Origin of the sequence: Streptomyces sp. NPDC093546, from assembly GCF_044765045.1 — a bacterium.
GTDB lineage: Bacteria > Actinomycetota > Actinomycetes > Streptomycetales > Streptomycetaceae > Streptomyces.
The window spans coordinates 76,978-93,374 of the sequence record NZ_JBIWJG010000012.1 but is presented as its reverse complement, the minus strand read 5'-3'; the positions used below and the strand labels follow the sequence as shown (position 1 = coordinate 93,374).

Sequence of the window (16,397 nt, the reverse complement as noted above, 5' to 3'; positions counted from 1 at the left end):
CCGTGCCCGAAGGGCTACGGGGGAGGCGTCGAGACCGTTCCGCGTCCGTACGGGCCAAGGCCGCCGGCCGCGAGGAGTCGAGCCCGGAGGGGCCCCGCCCCGGACCCCGCACCGACGGGTGCCGCCCACGCGGACGCTCGCGCGGCGCCGCACGCGAGCCCGGGCGGGTAGCCGCCCCGCACCGACGGGTGCCGCCCACGAGGACACCCGCACCGACAGGTGCCGACCCCGAGGGACTGGGTCCCGAACGAGGAAGGACACGCCCCGGATGCCCCGCACCCGCCCCCGCACCGCGGACGCCGCCCTCCTCGGCGCCGCGCGGCGCAGTGTCCCGCATACCGCCGCCCTCCTCCTCTGCTCCCTCGCCTCCGCCCTCGCCACCCTCGCCGAACCCGCCGCCGTCGGCCACACCCTCGACCTCCTGCTCGCCGGCGCCCCCGCCGCCCCCCGCTGGGTCGCGCTCTGCGCCGCACTCATCGCCGCCGACCTGGCGCTGGACGCCGCCGTGGCGTGGCTGACCGGCGTGACCAACGCCCGTACGACGGCCCGGCTGCGTACGCACGTCCTCGCCCGGCTGCTGCGTACCGCCCCGCACCACGCGGCCGCGCGGTTCCCGCCCGGGGACCTGGCGACACGGCTCACGGCCAACGCGACGGAGGCGGGCACGGTGCCCGCCACCGCCGCGAGCGCCGCCGCCTCCGTGCTGCCGCCCCTGGGTGCGCTGGTGGCGCTGTTCCTCATCGACTGGCGGACGGCGGCCGCCTTCCTCGCCGGCGTACCCCTGCTGCTGCTCCTGCTGCGCGCGTTCGCCCGCCACTCCTCCGACAGCGTCGCGCGTTACCAGCACGTGCAGTCGGGCATCGCCGACCGGCTCGTCGAGGCCCTCGCCGGGGCGCGTACCGTCGCCGCCGCCGGGACCGCCGCGCACGAGCGGCGGCGGATTCTGTCCACGCTGCCCGAACTCGGCGCGGAGGGGCGGCGGATGTGGCGCGTGTACGGCGCCGCCGTCGCCCGCAGCGGTGTGCTGATGCCGCTGCTCGTCTGCCTGGTCCTCGCCGTCGGCGGGCTGCGGCTCGCGTCCGGCGCGATCGGCGTCGGCGAGCTGCTGGCGGCCTCGCGGTACGCCGCGCTCGCCGCGGGCGTCGGCGCGGTGGCCGGCCTGCTGGGCGGCCTGGTCCGGGGCCGGGCCGCCGCCCGCCGTACGACCGAGCCGCTGTCGCTGCCGCCCTTCGCGTACGGGACGGGGACCCTGCCCCCCGGTGGCCCCGGCACGCTCGCGCTGCGCGGCGTCACCGTCGTACGCGAGAAAACGGCCGTGCTGCGGGACGTCGACGTCGTGGTGCCCGGGGGCGCGACGGTCGCGGTGGTCGGCCGATCGGGGTCCGGCAAGTCGCTGTTCGCGGCGGTCGCGGGCCGGCTCACCGACCCCGACGACGGCGAGGTCCTGCTCGACGGCGTCCCGCTGCGCGCCCTGGACGAGGGAGACCTGCGCCGCGAGGTCGGCTACGCCTTCGCGCGACCCGCGCTGTTCGGCGCGACGGTCGAGGAGGCCCTGGCCTTCGGCGCGCAGACACCGCCCCGCGACGCCCTGCGCGCGGCGGCCCGCGCGGCGGGCGCCGACGGCTTCATCGAGCGGCTGCCCCACGGCTACGCCACCCCGCTCCCGGACGCGCCCCTGTCCGGCGGGGAGCTGCAACGCCTGGGCCTGGCGCGCGCGTTCGCCCACGCCGGGCGGCTGCTGATCCTCGACGACGCCACCTCCAGCCTGGACACCCTCACCGAACGGGAGGTCCAGCGGGCGCTGACCCGCGACGTACGGCACGGCACCCGGCTCGTCATCGCCCACCGGCTGTCCTCGGCGGCCCGTGCCGACCTGGTGATCTGGCTGGACGAAGGCCGGGTACGCGCCACCGGGCCGCACCCGGAGCTGTGGCGGGACCCGGCCTACCGCGCGGTCTTCGCCGCCACGACCGAGGGAACCGCGTCATGACGAGCCATGGCCCGCTGCGCCGCGTCCTTCCGCAGGGACGCCGGTTCCTGCTGCGCCGCCGGCGCGCCCTGCTCACCCTGACCGGCTGGTCGCTCCTCGAATCCGCCCACACCTTCCTCACCGGTTACGGCGTCGCCCGCGCCCTCGACGACGGTTTCCTCGCGGGCCGTACCGGCACCGGACTGGTGTGGCTGGCGGTCGCCGCGGGCGCCGCCCTGCTGGGCGGGTTCGCCGTCCGCGGCGTGTTCGCGGGCCTCGCCGGTCTGGTGGAGTCGCTGCGCGACGGGCTCGTGCGCCGGGCCGTGTCGCAGGCCCTGGCCGCGGCGGTGTCCGACCCGGCCCGGTCGGACGGCGCCGCGGCCACGAGCAGCGCGGCGGTCTCGCGGCTCGTCCACCAGACGGAGATGGCCAGGGACAGCTTCGCGGGACTCGTCCTGACCGCCCGGTCGTTCGTCTTCACGGCTCTCGGCGCGCTGCTCGGGATGGCCTCGCTGGCGCCCGCGCTGCTGCTCGTGGTGGTGCCGCCGCTGCTCCTGGGACTGCTGCTGTTCCTCGCCACCCTCGCGCCGATGGCCGCCGCGCAGCGCGCGTTCCTCGACACGGACGAGGCCCTGTCGGCCCGGGTCGGCGCGGTGGGGGCGGGGCTCCGCGACGTGGTGGCGTGCGGCGGGGAGCGCCGGGTCACCGAGGACCTGGGCGCGCTGATCGGCGCGGAGGCGCGCCTGTCGCGCCGCCTCGCCCGGTGGGCCGGGGTGCGTACCCTCGCGCTGGGCGCGGCGGGCAGGCTGCCGGTCGTGGCGCTGCTGGTGGCGACGCCGTGGCTGCTCGGACGCGGAGTCACCGCGGGCGCCCTGCTCGGCGCCTTCACCTACCTCGTACAGGCGCTGCTGCCCGCGCTGCACACGCTCATGACGGCGCTCGGCGCGGCGGGGACCCGGCTCCTGGTGGTGCTGGACCGCTTCGGCACGGAGGAGCCCGCGCTCCCGGACGGGGAGCCCGCCGCCGCGCCCGTACGGCAGAACCCGCGCCCGCGCCCGGCCGCCGCCGTCGAACTGCGCGGCGTCACGTTCGCGTACGGCCCGCGGGCCCGCCCGGTGCTCGACGGCCTCGACCTCGTCGTCGAGCCGGGGGAGCACCTCGCGGTGGTCGGGCCCAGCGGCATCGGCAAGTCCACGCTGACGGCGCTCCTCGCCGGGCTGCTCGCCCCGACCGGCGGCACGGCCCTGATCGACGGCGCCCCCGCCCGCGGGCACGACGGCCCGCCCGGACCGGACCCCCGCCGCGCCCTGCTACCGCAGCAGGCCCACGTCTTCAGCGGCACGGTCCGCGACAACCTCCGCTACCTGCGGCCCGGCGCGCACCCCGCCGAGGTGGAGGAGAGCGTCGAGGCGCTCCGCCTCGCCCCCCTGGTGCGGCGGCTCGGCGGCCTCGACGCGGTGATCGACCCCGGCACGCTGTCGCAGGGCGAGCGCCAACTCCTGGCCCTCGCCCGAGCCCACCTCGCCGCCGCCCCGCTGCTCATCCTCGACGAGGCGACCTGCCACCTGGACCCGGAGACGGAGGAGCACGCGGAGCGCACGCTCGCCGCACGCCCGGGCACGCTGATCGTCGTCGCCCACCGCCTCTCGTCGGCCGTACGGGCGGACCGCGTCCTGGTCCTGGACGGTACGCGGGCGGCGTGCGCGCCGCACGAGGAACTGCTGGACACCTCGCCGCTCTACCGCGACCTCACGGGCGTCTCCCACGGCTGAGCCACGCGGCCCGGCCTCACACCCACCCCGCGCCCTGCGAGATACGGATGGCGTCGATCCGGTTGCGCGCGCCGACCTTCCGCGTGGCCGACGCCATGTAGTTGCGCACGGTGCCGTTGGACAGATGCAGCCCTCTGGCTATCTCGGCGATGGACTCGCCCTCCGCCGCGCGGGCCAGGACGCTCAACTCCCGGGCCGTCAGCGGCATCCGCGACGCCTCCAGAAAGCCGAAGGCGAGCGATTCGTCGACGAACCGCTCGCCTGCCGCCACTTTGCGGATGGCCCTGACCAGACGGCGTGGGGAGCCGTCCTTGTCGACGTAGCCCAGCGCCCTGGCCTCGAAGGCCTTGCGCAGCGCCCCGGGGCGTCCCGCCGAGGCGAGCACCAGCAGCCCGATGCGGGAGCCGAGGCCCGTTCCGCCCCCGGGGCGCCCCTCCTCCCACAGCGTCGCGGTGCCCGGACAGTCGAGGTCGACCACGCACACGTCGGGCGTTAAGGACTCCGCCTGTCGGAGCGCCGTGCGCCAGCCGCACGTGGAGACGTCGAACGCCCCCTCGGACTCCCCTGGCTCCCCGGACTCCCCCGACCCCTCCGACTCCTTCGTGAGCAGCGCCGCCAGCGCCGACCGCAACAGGGCGACGCTGTGCAGGACAAGCACCTTGGTCATGGCGGTTCCCCTCCCGGTGGTGGCCCGGCGCTACCCGGGCGCTCGGATGCCACACATGCGACTGCCCCGGACGCGAGTGCAGGAACCTTTCGCTGGGGCGTACGGGGCGCGCGGTACGGATCGATGGGCGCCCCTCCTGCGCCCCGTGCGCCTTTGTGCGCCCCCCATCCCGTCCGATGGGCCTTCAGGACCGCTCGTACGCGGTGAAGGGCGAGGACCGGTACCCCGCCTCGCCGGTGATCAGCAGCCCCTGGTAGTCGAACAGCGCGTCCCCGCCGTCGACCTGGTCGTGGAAGCCGCGGTTGTCGAGCTCCTCGCCGGTGGCGGCGTCGAAGACGAACAGGTCGCCCTCGGCGAAGTAGTGCTCGTCCGCCTTCGTGAGCACGGTGACCTTCCCGTCCTGGACGAGCAGGCCCTTGGCCTCCACGCCGTCGAGGTGCTCGTCCGTGCCGCCCCAGGCGACCTCGCCGGTCGCCAAGTCGAAGGCGACAAGAGTGTGGTCGTAGTACCTGCTGTTGTGATCACCCAGGGCGTAGAGCCTGCTGTCGTCCACCGCGACCATGAACCGTGCGGGGCCGCCGTACTGATTGGTCCCGCCGATGGCGCCGTAGTCGCCCTTGTAGTCGATGGCGGGGTGGGCGCGGCCGTCCTTGCCGAACGAGTAGTAGGCCCCGGGGCCCGCCACCACCAACGGATCCGCGGACACCACGCTTACCTCCGTGCTCCCGGCGAGCAGCGGGCGGCGGGCGCTCAGCGGGGTCGACCAGAGCAGCGCGCCAGTGGCCGAGTCGAAGGCGGCAGCGTGCAGTTCGCCGGAGCGGCCAGGCATCTCGTCCGCGCCCTCCTGGTCGCCACCACAGGCGAGCACCGCGGCGACCCGGCGCTCGGCCGCGCCGAACCGGCCCACCGAGCAGTCCTTGGGGACGGCCGCGGTCCACCGCACCTTGCCGGTGCGCACGTCCACGGCGCGCGGCACCCGTTCGCCGAGCACGGCGACTCCGCCGGCCGCGGCCACGGTCTCAGGCCCGGAGTCCGGAGCGCCGGGAGCGGAAGCGATGGCGGTGCGCCAGAGCTCACGACCGTCCTTCAGGTCGATCGCGACGGCGGTGGCGCACTCTCCGGCCTTCTCCGACCTGCCTTCGGCGTCGCGGACCACCACCAGCACGGACGCGGCCTCGTCGGCGTCGCCACCGCAGATCTCCGAGCGTCCGGGCGGCACGTACTCCCATGCCCGCTTGCCGGTACGGGCGTCGAAGCCGGTCACGGCGTCGAAGCGGCTGCGCACCAGGGTGTCGCCGGACAGCCAGACGCCGTTGCCGTGGCCAGAGTCGGTGCGGTCCGCGGGGGTGTTCCAGCGGATCTCCATCGAGTCACCCGGGAAGCGCCCGGTGGTGGAGAGGCATCCCGCGGTGAGCGCGCCGACCACGGCCAGCACCACCCCGAGCTTGACCAGTATCCAGGTGAGCCGACCGCTCATTGAGTCCCCCCTCAGCCTCGGCCGGGATCATCATACGAGCCGGTCGGCCGCCCCCGTCCCGTCCGCCCGGTCCATCAGCCGCGACAGCTCCACCCGAGAGCGCACCTGGAGCAGCGCGAAGACGTTCCGCAGGTGGTGGTCGACGGTGCGCGGGCTGATCGACAGCCACGCGGCCACCTCACGGTTGGTGGCCCCCTCGGCGACACAGCGCGCGATCCGCAACTGCTGCGGCGTCAGTACGGGCAGCACCCCGTCCGGTTCCCGCCGGCTCCCCAACGCCTCACCGGTCGCCCGCAGTTCGGCCCGGGTCTGCTCGGCCCAGGGGCGGGCCCCGCACCGCTCGAAGGCGACGAGCGCGTCCCGCAGCCTGCCCCGCGCCTCGCGCGGACGGCGCCGGCGCCGCAGCCACTTGCCGTACAGCAGCAGCGTGCGCGCGGTCTCGAAGTCGCCGCCCGCCTCCTCGTGGCGGCGCAGCGCCTCCCGGAAAACGACGTCCGCCTCCTCCGACTCCGGCGCGAGCAGCGCCCGGCACCGCGCCAGCTGCGCCGGGGCCTGCGCGTCCGCGCCGAGCGCCGCCCAGACGGCGAACTCCTCGGCCGCCGCCCGCGCGTCCTCGCACAGCCCCGCAGGTACGGCCGCCTCGACGAAGCACGGCACGGCGAGCATCCGTACGCCGAAATGGCCCCGGCGCGGCCCCGGCCGCACCAGCGGCCCGAGCCGGGCGGCGGCCTCCGCCACCCGTCCACGCCCGAGATCGGCGCGGGCCGCCGCCCATTCGGCGAGCGTGGCCGCCTGGGCCAGGCCGTGCGGCCGCGCGATCGCCAGGGCGTGCCCGACATGGTGCGCCACGGCCCCGGCGTCGCCCTCCACCGACGCGACCAGCGCGAGCACCGCGTGCTGGTGCGCGACGACGTTGCCCAGCCCGGCCCGGTGCGCCCCGCGCAGCCCCTGCCGGGCGTGCGCCCTCGCCAGGGCGTGCCGCCCGCCCCGCAGCTCCGCGTACGCCAGGTGCTCCAGCACCCGCGGCACCAGCGTGGCCATGCCCCGGGCCCGGGCGAGCGCCAGCGCGCGGGCCCCGGCGCGGCAGGCGGCCGCGCTGTCGCCGAGGACGAGTGCGGCGGCCCCGGCCCGCAGCAGCCGCACGGGGTCGTCGTCCCCCACGGCCCGCCGCAGCACCCGGCGCAGCGGCTCGCGCGCCCGGTCCAGGCGCCCGCAGAGGGCCGCGTACAGGCCCAACCGGTAGTCGTACGACGCCCCGGGCTCACCGCGCAGACGGGCCGGCGGGCCTCCGTCGCCACCGAGCGCGGCCAGGCACGCCGCCATGTCGCCCATCGCCCACCCGGCCTCCACGGCGGCGAGCCGCGCGGCGAGGGCGCGCTCCGGGTCGTACGGGCCCAGCAGCTCGGCCGCCACCAGCAGCTCCGCGTGGGCGTCGCCGACGGGCCCGTCGTACAGCGCGAGGGTGCCGCGTACCAGCTCGGCCCGGCCGCGTACGCCTTCGTGGGCCGCCTGCCGCGCGGCGGCGAGCAACTCCCGCGCCCGGCGCGGCACCCCGGCCGCCCCGGCGAGCTCGGCGGCGGCGGTCAGCCGCGCCGCCCGGCCGGCGCCGTCGCCACCGAGCTCCGCGGCGCGGGCGAGGGCCCACGACCGCTCCAGCGGGCTGCCCTCCACCTTCGCGGCCTCCTCGAGCGCCGCCGCCAGGGACGCGTCCGGCCCTTCGGCGGCGAAGGCCAGGTGCAGGAGGTGCGACAGCCGGTGGTCCTCGCCGCCGAGGGCCGCGGCGAGCAGCGCGTGCGCGGCGCGCCGCCGCGACAGCGGGGCCCCCGCGAGGACCGTGCGCCGCAGCAGCGCGCTCTCGAACCGGATCGCCCCCTCGACGCGCCCCACCACGACGCCCGCCGCCTCGGCCGCGTCCAGCGCCTCGGACCCGATCCCCGCGGCCCGGGCGGCCCGGAGCACCACCGCCGCGTCCGCGCCCGCGGCCCCGGGCGCCGGCTCCTGCGCGGCGGCCGCCAGCAGCAGCGTGAACCGGGTCTCCGGCGGCAGCCCCGCCAGCCGCCCGCCGAACGTCCGCAGCAGCACCCCGCCGTCGGCGAGCGGCCGGGGCAGCGGCGCGTCACCGGTGCGCTGCGCCGGGGTCAGGCCCTCGACGACCGCCGCGATCAGCGCGGGATTGCCCTCGGCCTCGTACCTCAGCTCCCGCAGCAGCTCCTCCCGCACGGCCGGATCGGCACCGCCACCGGCGACCCCGCCCGCCGACTCGCACGCCGACCCGTCCAGCAGCTCGTCCACCAATGCGGCCACGGCCCGGTCCTCCAACGGCGCCAGGCGCACCACCGGGACCCCCGCGTACTCCGGGTCCTGCGCCCGGTGCGCGGCCACGGACAGCAGCAGCCCGACGCCGCGCAGCGACTCCGGGCGCCGCGCCGCGAAGCCGAGCGCGGCGCGCGACGGGGTGTCCCACAGGTGGGCGTCGTCGACGCACACCAGCAGGGAGCGCGCCTCGCCGGCCGCCCCGCGCAGCAGCTCGGCCAGCCGGTCCGGCTCCAGCCCGGTGCGCAGGACGTCGGCCGTCCCGCGGACCCCGGCGGCGGACAACAGCGCGTGCACCCCGCTGTGGGGAACGCCCCGCTCGGCCGCCACCGCGCGGACGCGCACCACGCGCCCGCCGCCCGTGAACCCGTCGGCGGCCCGGTGGAGGAGCGCGGTGCGGCCGAGACCTGGTTCGGCGGCGACGAGGAGCGCGCCCCCGTGCCCGGAGCGAACCCGGTCGAGCAGGTCCCCCACGGCGTCGAGTTCAGCGCTCCGGCCGTATATCCCGGTCACACTCGCACGTTACTTGCGCGTAACGACAGGCGGAAGCGGCGTTGGGCACGCGCCCAACGCCGCCGGTCCAACTCTGTGCTCAGGCACCGCGTCCGATGTCACGAGGAGTGCGGGCAGGTGCCCCGGTACTCCTCGATGGTCAGGCTCGGCCGGGGGAGCGGGCACAGGAACTGCTCGTAGCGGGTGTCGTTGTCGATGAACCGCTTGAGCCAGGAAATGCTGTACTTCGCGATGGTGGTGTCGGAGGTGTTCGGGGCGAAGTGCCCGGCGTTGTTCAGCTCCAGGTACGCCTTGTCGAGGGTGCTCGGCAGGCTCGTGTAGAACGGCTCCGAGTGCGAGGAGACCGGTGCGATCGTGTCGTCCTCGGCGCCGATGACCAGCGTCGGCGTCCTGACCTCAGGCCAGCTCTTGTCGGTGTTCCAGGGGGTGAGCGGTATCGCGGCCTGGAGGGACGGCCGGCTCTTGGCGGCCTCCAGCGAGCCGCCGCCGCCCATGGAGTGGCCCATCACGCCCAGCCGGGTGGCGTCGATCCGGCCGCGCACGGCGCTGCGCTGCGTCAGGTAGTCCAGCGCGGCGAGGAGCTGGCGCCCGCGACTGTCCGGCTGGTCGAGGGTGGTGTTGGTGTCGATGGTGAAGACCACGAAGCCCTGCGAGGCGAGCCGGGGGCCGTACCAGGCCATGGAGGACTGGGTCCCGGTGTAGCCGGGGGAGACGGCCACGGCCCCGAAGGTGCCGTCGGCGGTGGTGGTGGGGTAGTAGATGGTGCCCCCGCCGAATCCGGTGACCGACAGCGACGAGACGCTCGTCTGGGAGACCGCGTAGGGGCCGCGTACGGCCTCGATGCTTGCGGTGGTCGGGTCCGGGCCGCGCTCGTAGGGGTTCTCCGCGGCCTGCGCACTCGGAGTGATGGTCAGGGTCATGCCAAGACAACAGGTGGCGATGAACGCCGCCAGAGTGGATCTCTTCACGACTGAGTCGTCCTCTCGGTCGTGGCGGGGGAAGCCCTCAGTGACAGGAGTGCCGTCGGGGCGGTACCGCCGTGTTTGCCGGGGTGCCACTGTCCCGGCGCCCACGCCCCACCGGCATCGGTGGAATCACCGGTCCTCGCCAGGGGTACGCGGCGGACGTCCCGGTAGAACGGGCGGTACGACGAGGAGCGTGAGCCGCATGGACCAGACCGACGCGGCGACCGGCCGCAGGACGGCCCCCGACGGCGTGAGCGAGCTGCCCACGGTGAGCAGCCTCGAGGAGCTGGGCGATCTGGTGGAACGCCACGGCCGGCTCTACGTCCGGTGGTCCCGCAGCCCCGCCGACGACACGAAGGACTCGCACAGCGCCGACCACCTCACCGGCATCACCATGCCCGGCCTCTCGGCGAACCCCCTCCAGATCGAGACCTGGTGGGAGGACCGTCCCGTGCGGCTGTGGGTGGCCCGGCGCCTCTACGACTACTGCCACCTGCGCGAGGAGCGGGACGGCGACGTACGCCCCTGGGCCCTGCGCGGCCGCGAGGTCGCTCGCGGCCCGGACAACGAGCCGCTGCTCCGCGACATCGAGCCGGTCTGCTGGATCGACCTCGGGGTCATCGAGGAGGCCGAGCGCGAGGTGGCGCGTCAGCGCCGTCCATGGGGCCCCATGCGCAGGTGAGACCGGCCCGGTGAGGAGGGGACGAACGTCCCGCGTGCCGCCGGTCTCCCCGGGCAAACGGGCGATATGTCCACAGCCATGGATCACACCGCCACGGAGCAGCAGGCGCACCAGGGGGAGCAGGGGGCGCCCCTCAAGCGGTCGCTCACCACCCCGCTGCTCTACTTCTTCATCCTCGGCGACGTCCTCGGAGCCGGGGTGTACGTCCTGATCGGCCAGGTCGCCGCCGAGTCGGGCGGCGCCGTCTGGGTGCCGCTGACCGTCGCGCTCGCCCTGGCCCTGCTCACGGCGGCGTCGTACGCCGAGCTCGCCACCAAGTACCCGCGCGCCGGTGGCGCCTCGCACTACGTCACCCGCGCCTACGGGCCCTTCGCCGGGTTCCTCGCGGGCTTCTGCATGCTCGCCGCCGGCGTCGTCTCGGTCGCCGCGCTCGCCCGGGGCTTCGCGGGCGACTACCTCTCGGCCTTCGCCACCGTCCCGGTCGCGCTGGTCGCGGTCGTGTTCCTCGCGGCGCTGGCCCTGCTCAACGCGCGCGGCATCCGCGAGTCCACCCGCGCCAACGTCGTCGCCACGCTCGTCGAGGTGGGCGGCCTGGTGATCATCATCGTGCTCGGCGCCTGGCTCCTGCTGCGCGGCGACGGCGACCCCGGCCGGCTCACCCGGCTGGGCACCGCCGAGAAGGGTGCGGCGTCGGCCGTCCTGAGCGGCGCGGTGCTGGCGTACTACTCCTTCGTCGGCTTCGAGACCTCCGTCAACGTCGCCGAGGAGACCCGCGACCCCCGCCGCTCCTACCCGCGCGCCCTCTTCGGCGCGCTCGCCACGGCCGGCGGCGTGTACGTCCTCGTCGGCATCGCCGCGTCGGCCGCCGTCCCCACCAGCACCCTGGCGAAGTCGAGCGGCCCGCTCCTCGAAGTGGTCCGGGCGGCGGGCGGCGTGCCGCTGTGGCTGTTCAGCGCGATCGCGCTCGTCGCCGTCGCCAACGGAGCGCTGCTCACCGGCATCATGTCCTCGCGCCTCACGTACGGCATGGCCCGCGACGGACTGCTGCCCTCCGCCCTCGCCCGGGTGCTGCCCCGGCGCCGTACACCGTGGGCGGCCATCGCGGCCACCACCGCGCTGTCGATGCTGCTGGCCGTCACGGGCAGCGTCGAGACCCTCGCCGCCACGCTGGTGCTGCTCCTGCTGGTGGTCTTCTTCCTGGTCAACACCGCCGCCCTGGTCCTGCGCCGGGACCCCGGCGGCACGCCGGGCCACTTCCGGGCGCCCGTCGTGCTCCCGGTCCTCGGTGCGGCCTCGTGCGTCCTGCTCGCCACCCGGATCGAGGCGCAGGTGTGGCTGCGCGGGCTGATCGTGCTCGCCGTGGGCCTGGTCCTGGGCGCGGCCGCCGCCCTCAGGCGGTCATCGGGCCGCCGGGCGACGACCTCCGACAAGCACGGGGACTAGCTGTCCCGGATGGCGATGACCCCGAGCGTCAGCAGGCCGAGCACGACCCACCCGAACCAGAGCCAGCCGTTGCTGCCGAGCGCCACCGTGTACGCCGTCGTCAGCACCAGCGCGCCGACGGTGAGCGTCCCCATCGTCTTCGTGGGACTGGACATGCGTGCCCTCCTCCCGGCCGGGCCGCGGGGCCGACAGGCCGTAGAGCCATGGTCGCCCCACCGCCACCCTCGGCGCTACCGCCGCGCACGCCCCGCCCGGCCGGCGCCCCGGGAGCGCTACCGCCCGCGTGCGTGCAGCGACGCGAGGTAGGCGTTGTACGCCTCCAGCTCCTTGCCGCCGTCGCGGTCGGCCGCCCGGTCCTTGCGGACGGCCTGCCGCTGCTCGGAGCGGTACCACTGGTACACCAGCGCGATCAGCACGAGCACGGAGGGGATCTCGCTGAACGCCCAGGCGATGCCGCCCGCCGCGCTCTGGTCGCCGAGGGCGTCGATGCCGAGCGACGACGGCGGATTCCGGTACGCCGCGACCATGGGCTCGGACGCCATCATCAGCGCGATGCCGAAGAAGGCGTGGAACGGCATGCCCGCGAAGAGCTCCAGCATCCGCATCACGTAGCCCGGACGGTGCGGTCCCGGGTCCACGCCCATGATCGGCCAGAAGAAGACCAGGCCGACCGCGAGGAAGTGCAGCATCATCGCGATGTGCCCCGGCTTGGAGCTCATCAGGAAGTCGAACAGCGGCGTGAAGTACAGCCCGTACAGGCTCGCGATGAACAGCGGGATCGTGAACGCCGGGTGCGTGACGACCCGCAGGTAGCGGCTGTGCAGCAGCGCCAGCAGCAGCTCGCGCGGGCCCTTGCTGCCCCGCCGCGACGCCACCGGCAGCGCGCGCAGCGCCAGCGTGACCGGCGCGCCGAGCAGCAGCAGGATCGGCGACAGCATGCTGATGACCATGTGCTGCACCATGTGCACGCTGAACATGACCATGCCGTAGTCGTTCAGCTTGGTGCACATCACCAGCGCGACGGTCAGCACGCCGATGGCGAAGAACACGGTCCGCCCGACCGGCCAGGCGTCACCGCGCCGGCGCAGCCGGACGACGCCCCACCCGTACAGGCCGAGCGCGAGCAGGCACCCCACCAGGAAGAAGGTGTCCGGCGAGTAGGCGAGCGCCCGCCCCAGCGTGAACGGCGGAAGGTCCATCGGCATGCCGTGCCCGCTGTGATGATCCATCCGCCGGCTCCTGATTCGTACGGGGTTGTCCGCTTGCGGGGACAAGACTAGAACCGCCCCCGGCCGCGTCTGCGACCGGGGGCGGTTCGTTCACGTTTCACCCAGGCGGTGAACGGTCAGAGGACGGTCTCGGCCTCGTCGTACCGCTCGGCGGGCACCGTCTTCAGGGTCTCCACCGCCTGCGCCAGCGGGACCATCACGATGTCCGTGCCGCGCAGCGCGGTCAGCATGCCGAACTCGCCCCGGTGCGCCGCCTCCACCGCGTGCCAGCCGAAGCGGGTGGCGAGGACCCGGTCGTACGCCGTCGGCGTGCCGCCCCGCTGGACGTGGCCGAGGATCACCGCGCGCGCCTCCTTGCCGAGGCGCTGCTCCAGCTCGCGCGCGAGCTGCTGGGCCACGCCCGCGAAGCGCTCGTGGCCGTAGATGTCCTTGCCGCCCTCGTCGAAGGCCATCGTGCCCTCGCGGGGCTTGGCTCCCTCGGCCACCACGACGATCGCGAACCGCTTGCCCGCGCGGAAGCGCTCGCCGACCCGGGCGGTGAGCTCCTCGATGTCGAAGGGCCGCTCGGGGACGACGATCGCGTGGGCGCCGGCCGCCATGCCGGAGTGCAGCGCGATCCAGCCGGTGTGCCGGCCCATGACCTCGACGATCAGCACGCGCTGGTGCGACTCGGCGGTGGTCTTCAGCCGGTCCAGCGCCTCCGTGGCGACCCCGACGGCCGTGTCGAAACCGAAGGTGACGTCGGTCGACGCGATGTCGTTGTCGATGGTCTTCGGTACGCCGACGATCGGCAGCCCCGCCTCGGAGAGCAGGTTGGCGGCCTTGAGGGTGCCCTCGCCGCCGATCGGGATGATCGCGTCGAGGCCGAGCTCGGCGACGTACCCCTTGGCGCGCTCGACACCGTCGACGAGGTGCGCCGGCTGGACACGGGAGGAGCCGAGGATGGTGCCGCCGCGGGCCAGGATGCCGGCCACCGCGTCGAGGTCGAGCTTGCGGTAGTCGCACTCCAGGAGGCCCTTCCACCCGTCGTGGAAACCGATGACCTCGTCGCCGTGGTCGACGACGGCGCGGTGCACGACGGAACGGATGACGGCGTTCAGACCGGGGCAGTCGCCGCCGGAGGTGAGCACACCAATGCGCATAGCCCGAAATACCTTTGCAACGTGGGCCGACTCCCGGACCACGTCGTCCGGTTGGATCCCCGTCACCCTACCGGCGTTGGGTGACGGGGCCGAACCGAGCGTCCGTCAACTGGACGTTCTTCGGAGGAACAGACAAGGGGTGGCGCGCGAGACCGCTCCAGACGAGCGGACGCCCGCTCAGGCGGGCTGGCTCGCCGCCGCGATCCGCTCGGCGCGCAGCGCCTCGTACCACCGGTCGTCGGTCGGCGGCAGCGCGTTCACATCGAGGGCCAGCTTCAGCAGCAGGTCCGCGATCTGCGGGTTGCGCGCCATGACCGGTCCGTGCATGTACGTCCCGAAAACGGTGTCGTTGTAGGCGCCTTCGGTACCGTCCCCGGTGCCGTTGCCCTTGCCGTACACGGTCCGGGCGAACGGGCGCGCGGTCGGGCCGAGGTGGGTGATGCCCTGGTGGTTCTCGAAGCCCGTCAGCTGGGGCAGGCCGAAGCGCGGGTCGATGTCGGCCAGGACGTCACCGACGCACCGCTCGCCCTCACCGCGCGTCGAGATGACGTCGATGAGGCCGAGGCCCGGCTCGCGCTCGCCCAGGTCGTTGATGAACTCGTGGCCGAGGATCTGGTACCCGGCGCACACCGAGAAGATGATGGCGCCGTTCTCGGCGGCGCGGTTCAGCCCGCCGTCGCGGCGCAGCCGCTCGGCCGCGAGCCGCTGCGGCCGGTCCTCACCGCCGCCGATCAGGTAGATGTCACCGGACGTCGGGATCGGCTGGTCGCTGCGCACGTCCACCCGGTGCACGTCCAGGCCGCGCTGCCGGGCGCGCCGCTCCACCACCAGGGCGTTGCCCTGGTCTCCGTACGTGCTGAGCAGGTCCGGGTAGACCCACACCAGCCGCAGACTGCTGTCGCTCATGCTCATGTCCTTCGAGGCTCTCGGTCGCTCTGGCTCAGTTGCCGACGCGGCGGCGTACGTCCTGGAACGCGGTGTAGTTCGCGATGAGCTCGATCCGGCCGGGCGGAGCCAGCTGGACGGCCTCGTCGAGGGTGTCGCACACCCGGAAGTCCAGGCCGGCGACGTCCAGGCGCACCGCCAGGTCGAGGCGGCGGTCACCGATCACGAAGATCGGGTGCCCGGCCAGCCGCGGGTAGTCGACGTCCCAGAGCCAGGACGTGTCGGTGCCGTCGGCGCCGCGGGCGTTGACGGACAGGATGACCGGCGTCGGCGGCCCGTCGATCAGGGAGAACGTCTCGAGCCAGCCCGCGGGGTTCTTCGCCAGCAGCAGCCGCAGGTCGCGGCCGAGGAAGGACACCACGTCGTACCGGCCGGCCACCGCCTGCACCTGGTACATGCGCTCCAGCGCCACCTGCGGCGGTACGCCGAAGACCGCGGCGACCGCGGCCGACGTGGTGGCGTTCGCCTTGTTGGCGCGGCCGGGCAGCTGCAGGTGGATCGGCCAGGCCGAACCGTGCGGGTCGAGGACGTGGTCGCCGCTCAGCGCCCAGCTCGGGGCGGGGCGGCGGAAGCCGCACTCGCCGCAGAACCAGTCGTCGCCGGGGCGCTGCATCACACCGCCGCAGGCGGGGCACGACCAGGCGTCGTCCTTCCACTCCTGACCGGCGGCCACCCACACCACGTTGGCGGAGGACGACGCGGCCCACACCACCAGCGGGTCGTCGGCGTTGGCGATCACGACCGCCTTCGACCCGGCCAGGCCCTCGCGCCACTTCTCCGCCAGCATGCGGGTCTCCGCGGCGCGGTCCAGCTGGTCGCGCGAGAGGTTGAGCAGCGCGACGGCCTTCGGCTCGGTGTCGCGCGCGACACCCGCCAGGTACTTCTCGTCGACCTCGATGACGCCGTACTTGGCGTCCGAGCCGCCGGCGAGCGCCGAGGTGATGCCCGCGGGCATGTTCGCGCCGAGCGCGTTCGAGACGACCGGACCGCTGGCGCGCAGGGCCTCGGCGATCAGCCGGGTGGTGGTGGTCTTGCCGTTGGTCGCCGACACCAGGACGACGTCCAGGTGCTGCGCCAGCCGCCCCAGCAGGTCGGGGTCGAGCTTGAGCGCCACCTTGCCGCCGATCACCGATCCGCTGCCGCGTCCCGCCGCGCGAGACACCGCCGCTGCGGCCTTTCCTGCCGTCACGGCCAGCTTGGCGCGCGGCGACAGCGGCTCCGTGTTGCCTGCCATCGTCCTTGTTCCTCCTAGCGTGGGTCCGGGCTCAGCCTATCGAGCT

At 74.9% G+C, this 16,397-nt stretch carries 13 protein-coding genes; 4 read left to right on the top strand and 9 right to left on the bottom strand.

Translation table 11 applies throughout. The features are described 5' to 3' along the window. The first annotated feature begins 268 nt into the window (after positions 1–268). The gene (locus tag ACIRNI_RS24435; RefSeq protein ID WP_403554265.1) at positions 269–1,990 is read left to right on the top strand and encodes an ABC transporter ATP-binding protein; all 1,722 of its coding nucleotides are present in this window, start codon (positions 269–271) and stop codon (positions 1,988–1,990) included. Continuing rightward, a complete protein-coding gene (locus ACIRNI_RS24430) occupies positions 1,987–3,741 on the top strand; it encodes an ATP-binding cassette domain-containing protein (protein ID WP_403554263.1) in 1,755 nt (584 codons plus the stop codon). Before ACIRNI_RS24435 ends, ACIRNI_RS24430 begins: the two co-directional genes overlap by 4 nt. 16 nt (positions 3,742–3,757) lie before the next feature. On the opposite strand, the gene ACIRNI_RS24425 is transcribed toward ACIRNI_RS24430, so the two are convergent. The 4 genes from ACIRNI_RS24425 to ACIRNI_RS24410 form a co-directional block, all read right to left on the bottom strand. Then, on the bottom strand, positions 3,758–4,408 hold the full coding sequence (locus ACIRNI_RS24425; protein ID WP_403554262.1) for a DNA-binding response regulator: 651 nt from the start codon (positions 4,406–4,408) through the stop codon (positions 3,758–3,760). Between the two features lie 184 nt (positions 4,409–4,592). Further along, complete coding sequence (locus tag ACIRNI_RS24420; RefSeq protein ID WP_403554260.1) at positions 4,593–5,885, bottom strand: PQQ-binding-like beta-propeller repeat protein; 1,293 nt, start codon at positions 5,883–5,885, stop codon at positions 4,593–4,595. Between the two features lie 30 nt (positions 5,886–5,915). Beyond that, a complete protein-coding gene (locus ACIRNI_RS24415) occupies positions 5,916–8,711 on the bottom strand; it encodes a LuxR C-terminal-related transcriptional regulator (protein WP_403554258.1) in 2,796 nt (931 codons plus the stop codon). Positions 8,712–8,809: 98 nt separating this feature from the next. Beyond that, entirely contained in the window at positions 8,810–9,631 is an 822-nt protein-coding gene (locus ACIRNI_RS24410; protein ID WP_403554256.1) for a dienelactone hydrolase family protein, read from the bottom strand. A 247-nt stretch (positions 9,632–9,878) separates the two neighbouring features. Between ACIRNI_RS24410 and ACIRNI_RS24405 the strand changes: the two genes are divergently transcribed. Further along, entirely contained in the window at positions 9,879–10,358 is a 480-nt protein-coding gene (locus ACIRNI_RS24405) for a DUF6098 family protein (RefSeq protein WP_403554254.1), read from the top strand. A 78-nt stretch (positions 10,359–10,436) separates the two neighbouring features. Beyond that, complete coding sequence (locus tag ACIRNI_RS24400; protein ID WP_403554252.1) at positions 10,437–11,801, top strand: APC family permease; 1,365 nt, start codon at positions 10,437–10,439, stop codon at positions 11,799–11,801. Here the strand turns inward: ACIRNI_RS24400 and ACIRNI_RS24395 are convergent. The 5 genes from ACIRNI_RS24395 to ACIRNI_RS24375 form a co-directional block, all read right to left on the bottom strand. Continuing rightward, positions 11,798–11,956 carry a hypothetical protein gene (locus ACIRNI_RS24395; RefSeq protein ID WP_355365174.1) on the bottom strand — a complete coding sequence of 53 codons (159 nt, stop codon included), beginning with the start codon at positions 11,954–11,956 and terminating at the stop codon, positions 11,798–11,800. The genes ACIRNI_RS24400 and ACIRNI_RS24395 overlap by 4 nt on opposite strands. Before the next feature lie 117 nt (positions 11,957–12,073). Further along, positions 12,074–13,030, bottom strand: a complete 957-nt coding sequence (locus ACIRNI_RS24390) for a cytochrome c oxidase assembly protein (protein ID WP_355365177.1) — start codon at positions 13,028–13,030, stop codon at positions 12,074–12,076. A gap of 116 nt (positions 13,031–13,146) precedes the next feature. Beyond that, entirely contained in the window at positions 13,147–14,172 is a 1,026-nt protein-coding gene (locus ACIRNI_RS24385; protein ID WP_403554249.1) for a 6-phosphofructokinase, read from the bottom strand. Between the two features lie 177 nt (positions 14,173–14,349). Beyond that, positions 14,350–15,078, bottom strand: a complete 729-nt coding sequence (locus tag ACIRNI_RS24380) for a glutamine amidotransferase (RefSeq protein ID WP_355365183.1) — start codon at positions 15,076–15,078, stop codon at positions 14,350–14,352. Between the two features lie 34 nt (positions 15,079–15,112). Continuing rightward, positions 15,113–16,351 (bottom strand): MurT ligase domain-containing protein, encoded by a 1,239-nt coding sequence (locus tag ACIRNI_RS24375; RefSeq protein WP_355365186.1) that lies wholly within the window; start codon positions 16,349–16,351, stop codon positions 15,113–15,115. Positions 16,352–16,397: the final 46 nt, after the last annotated feature.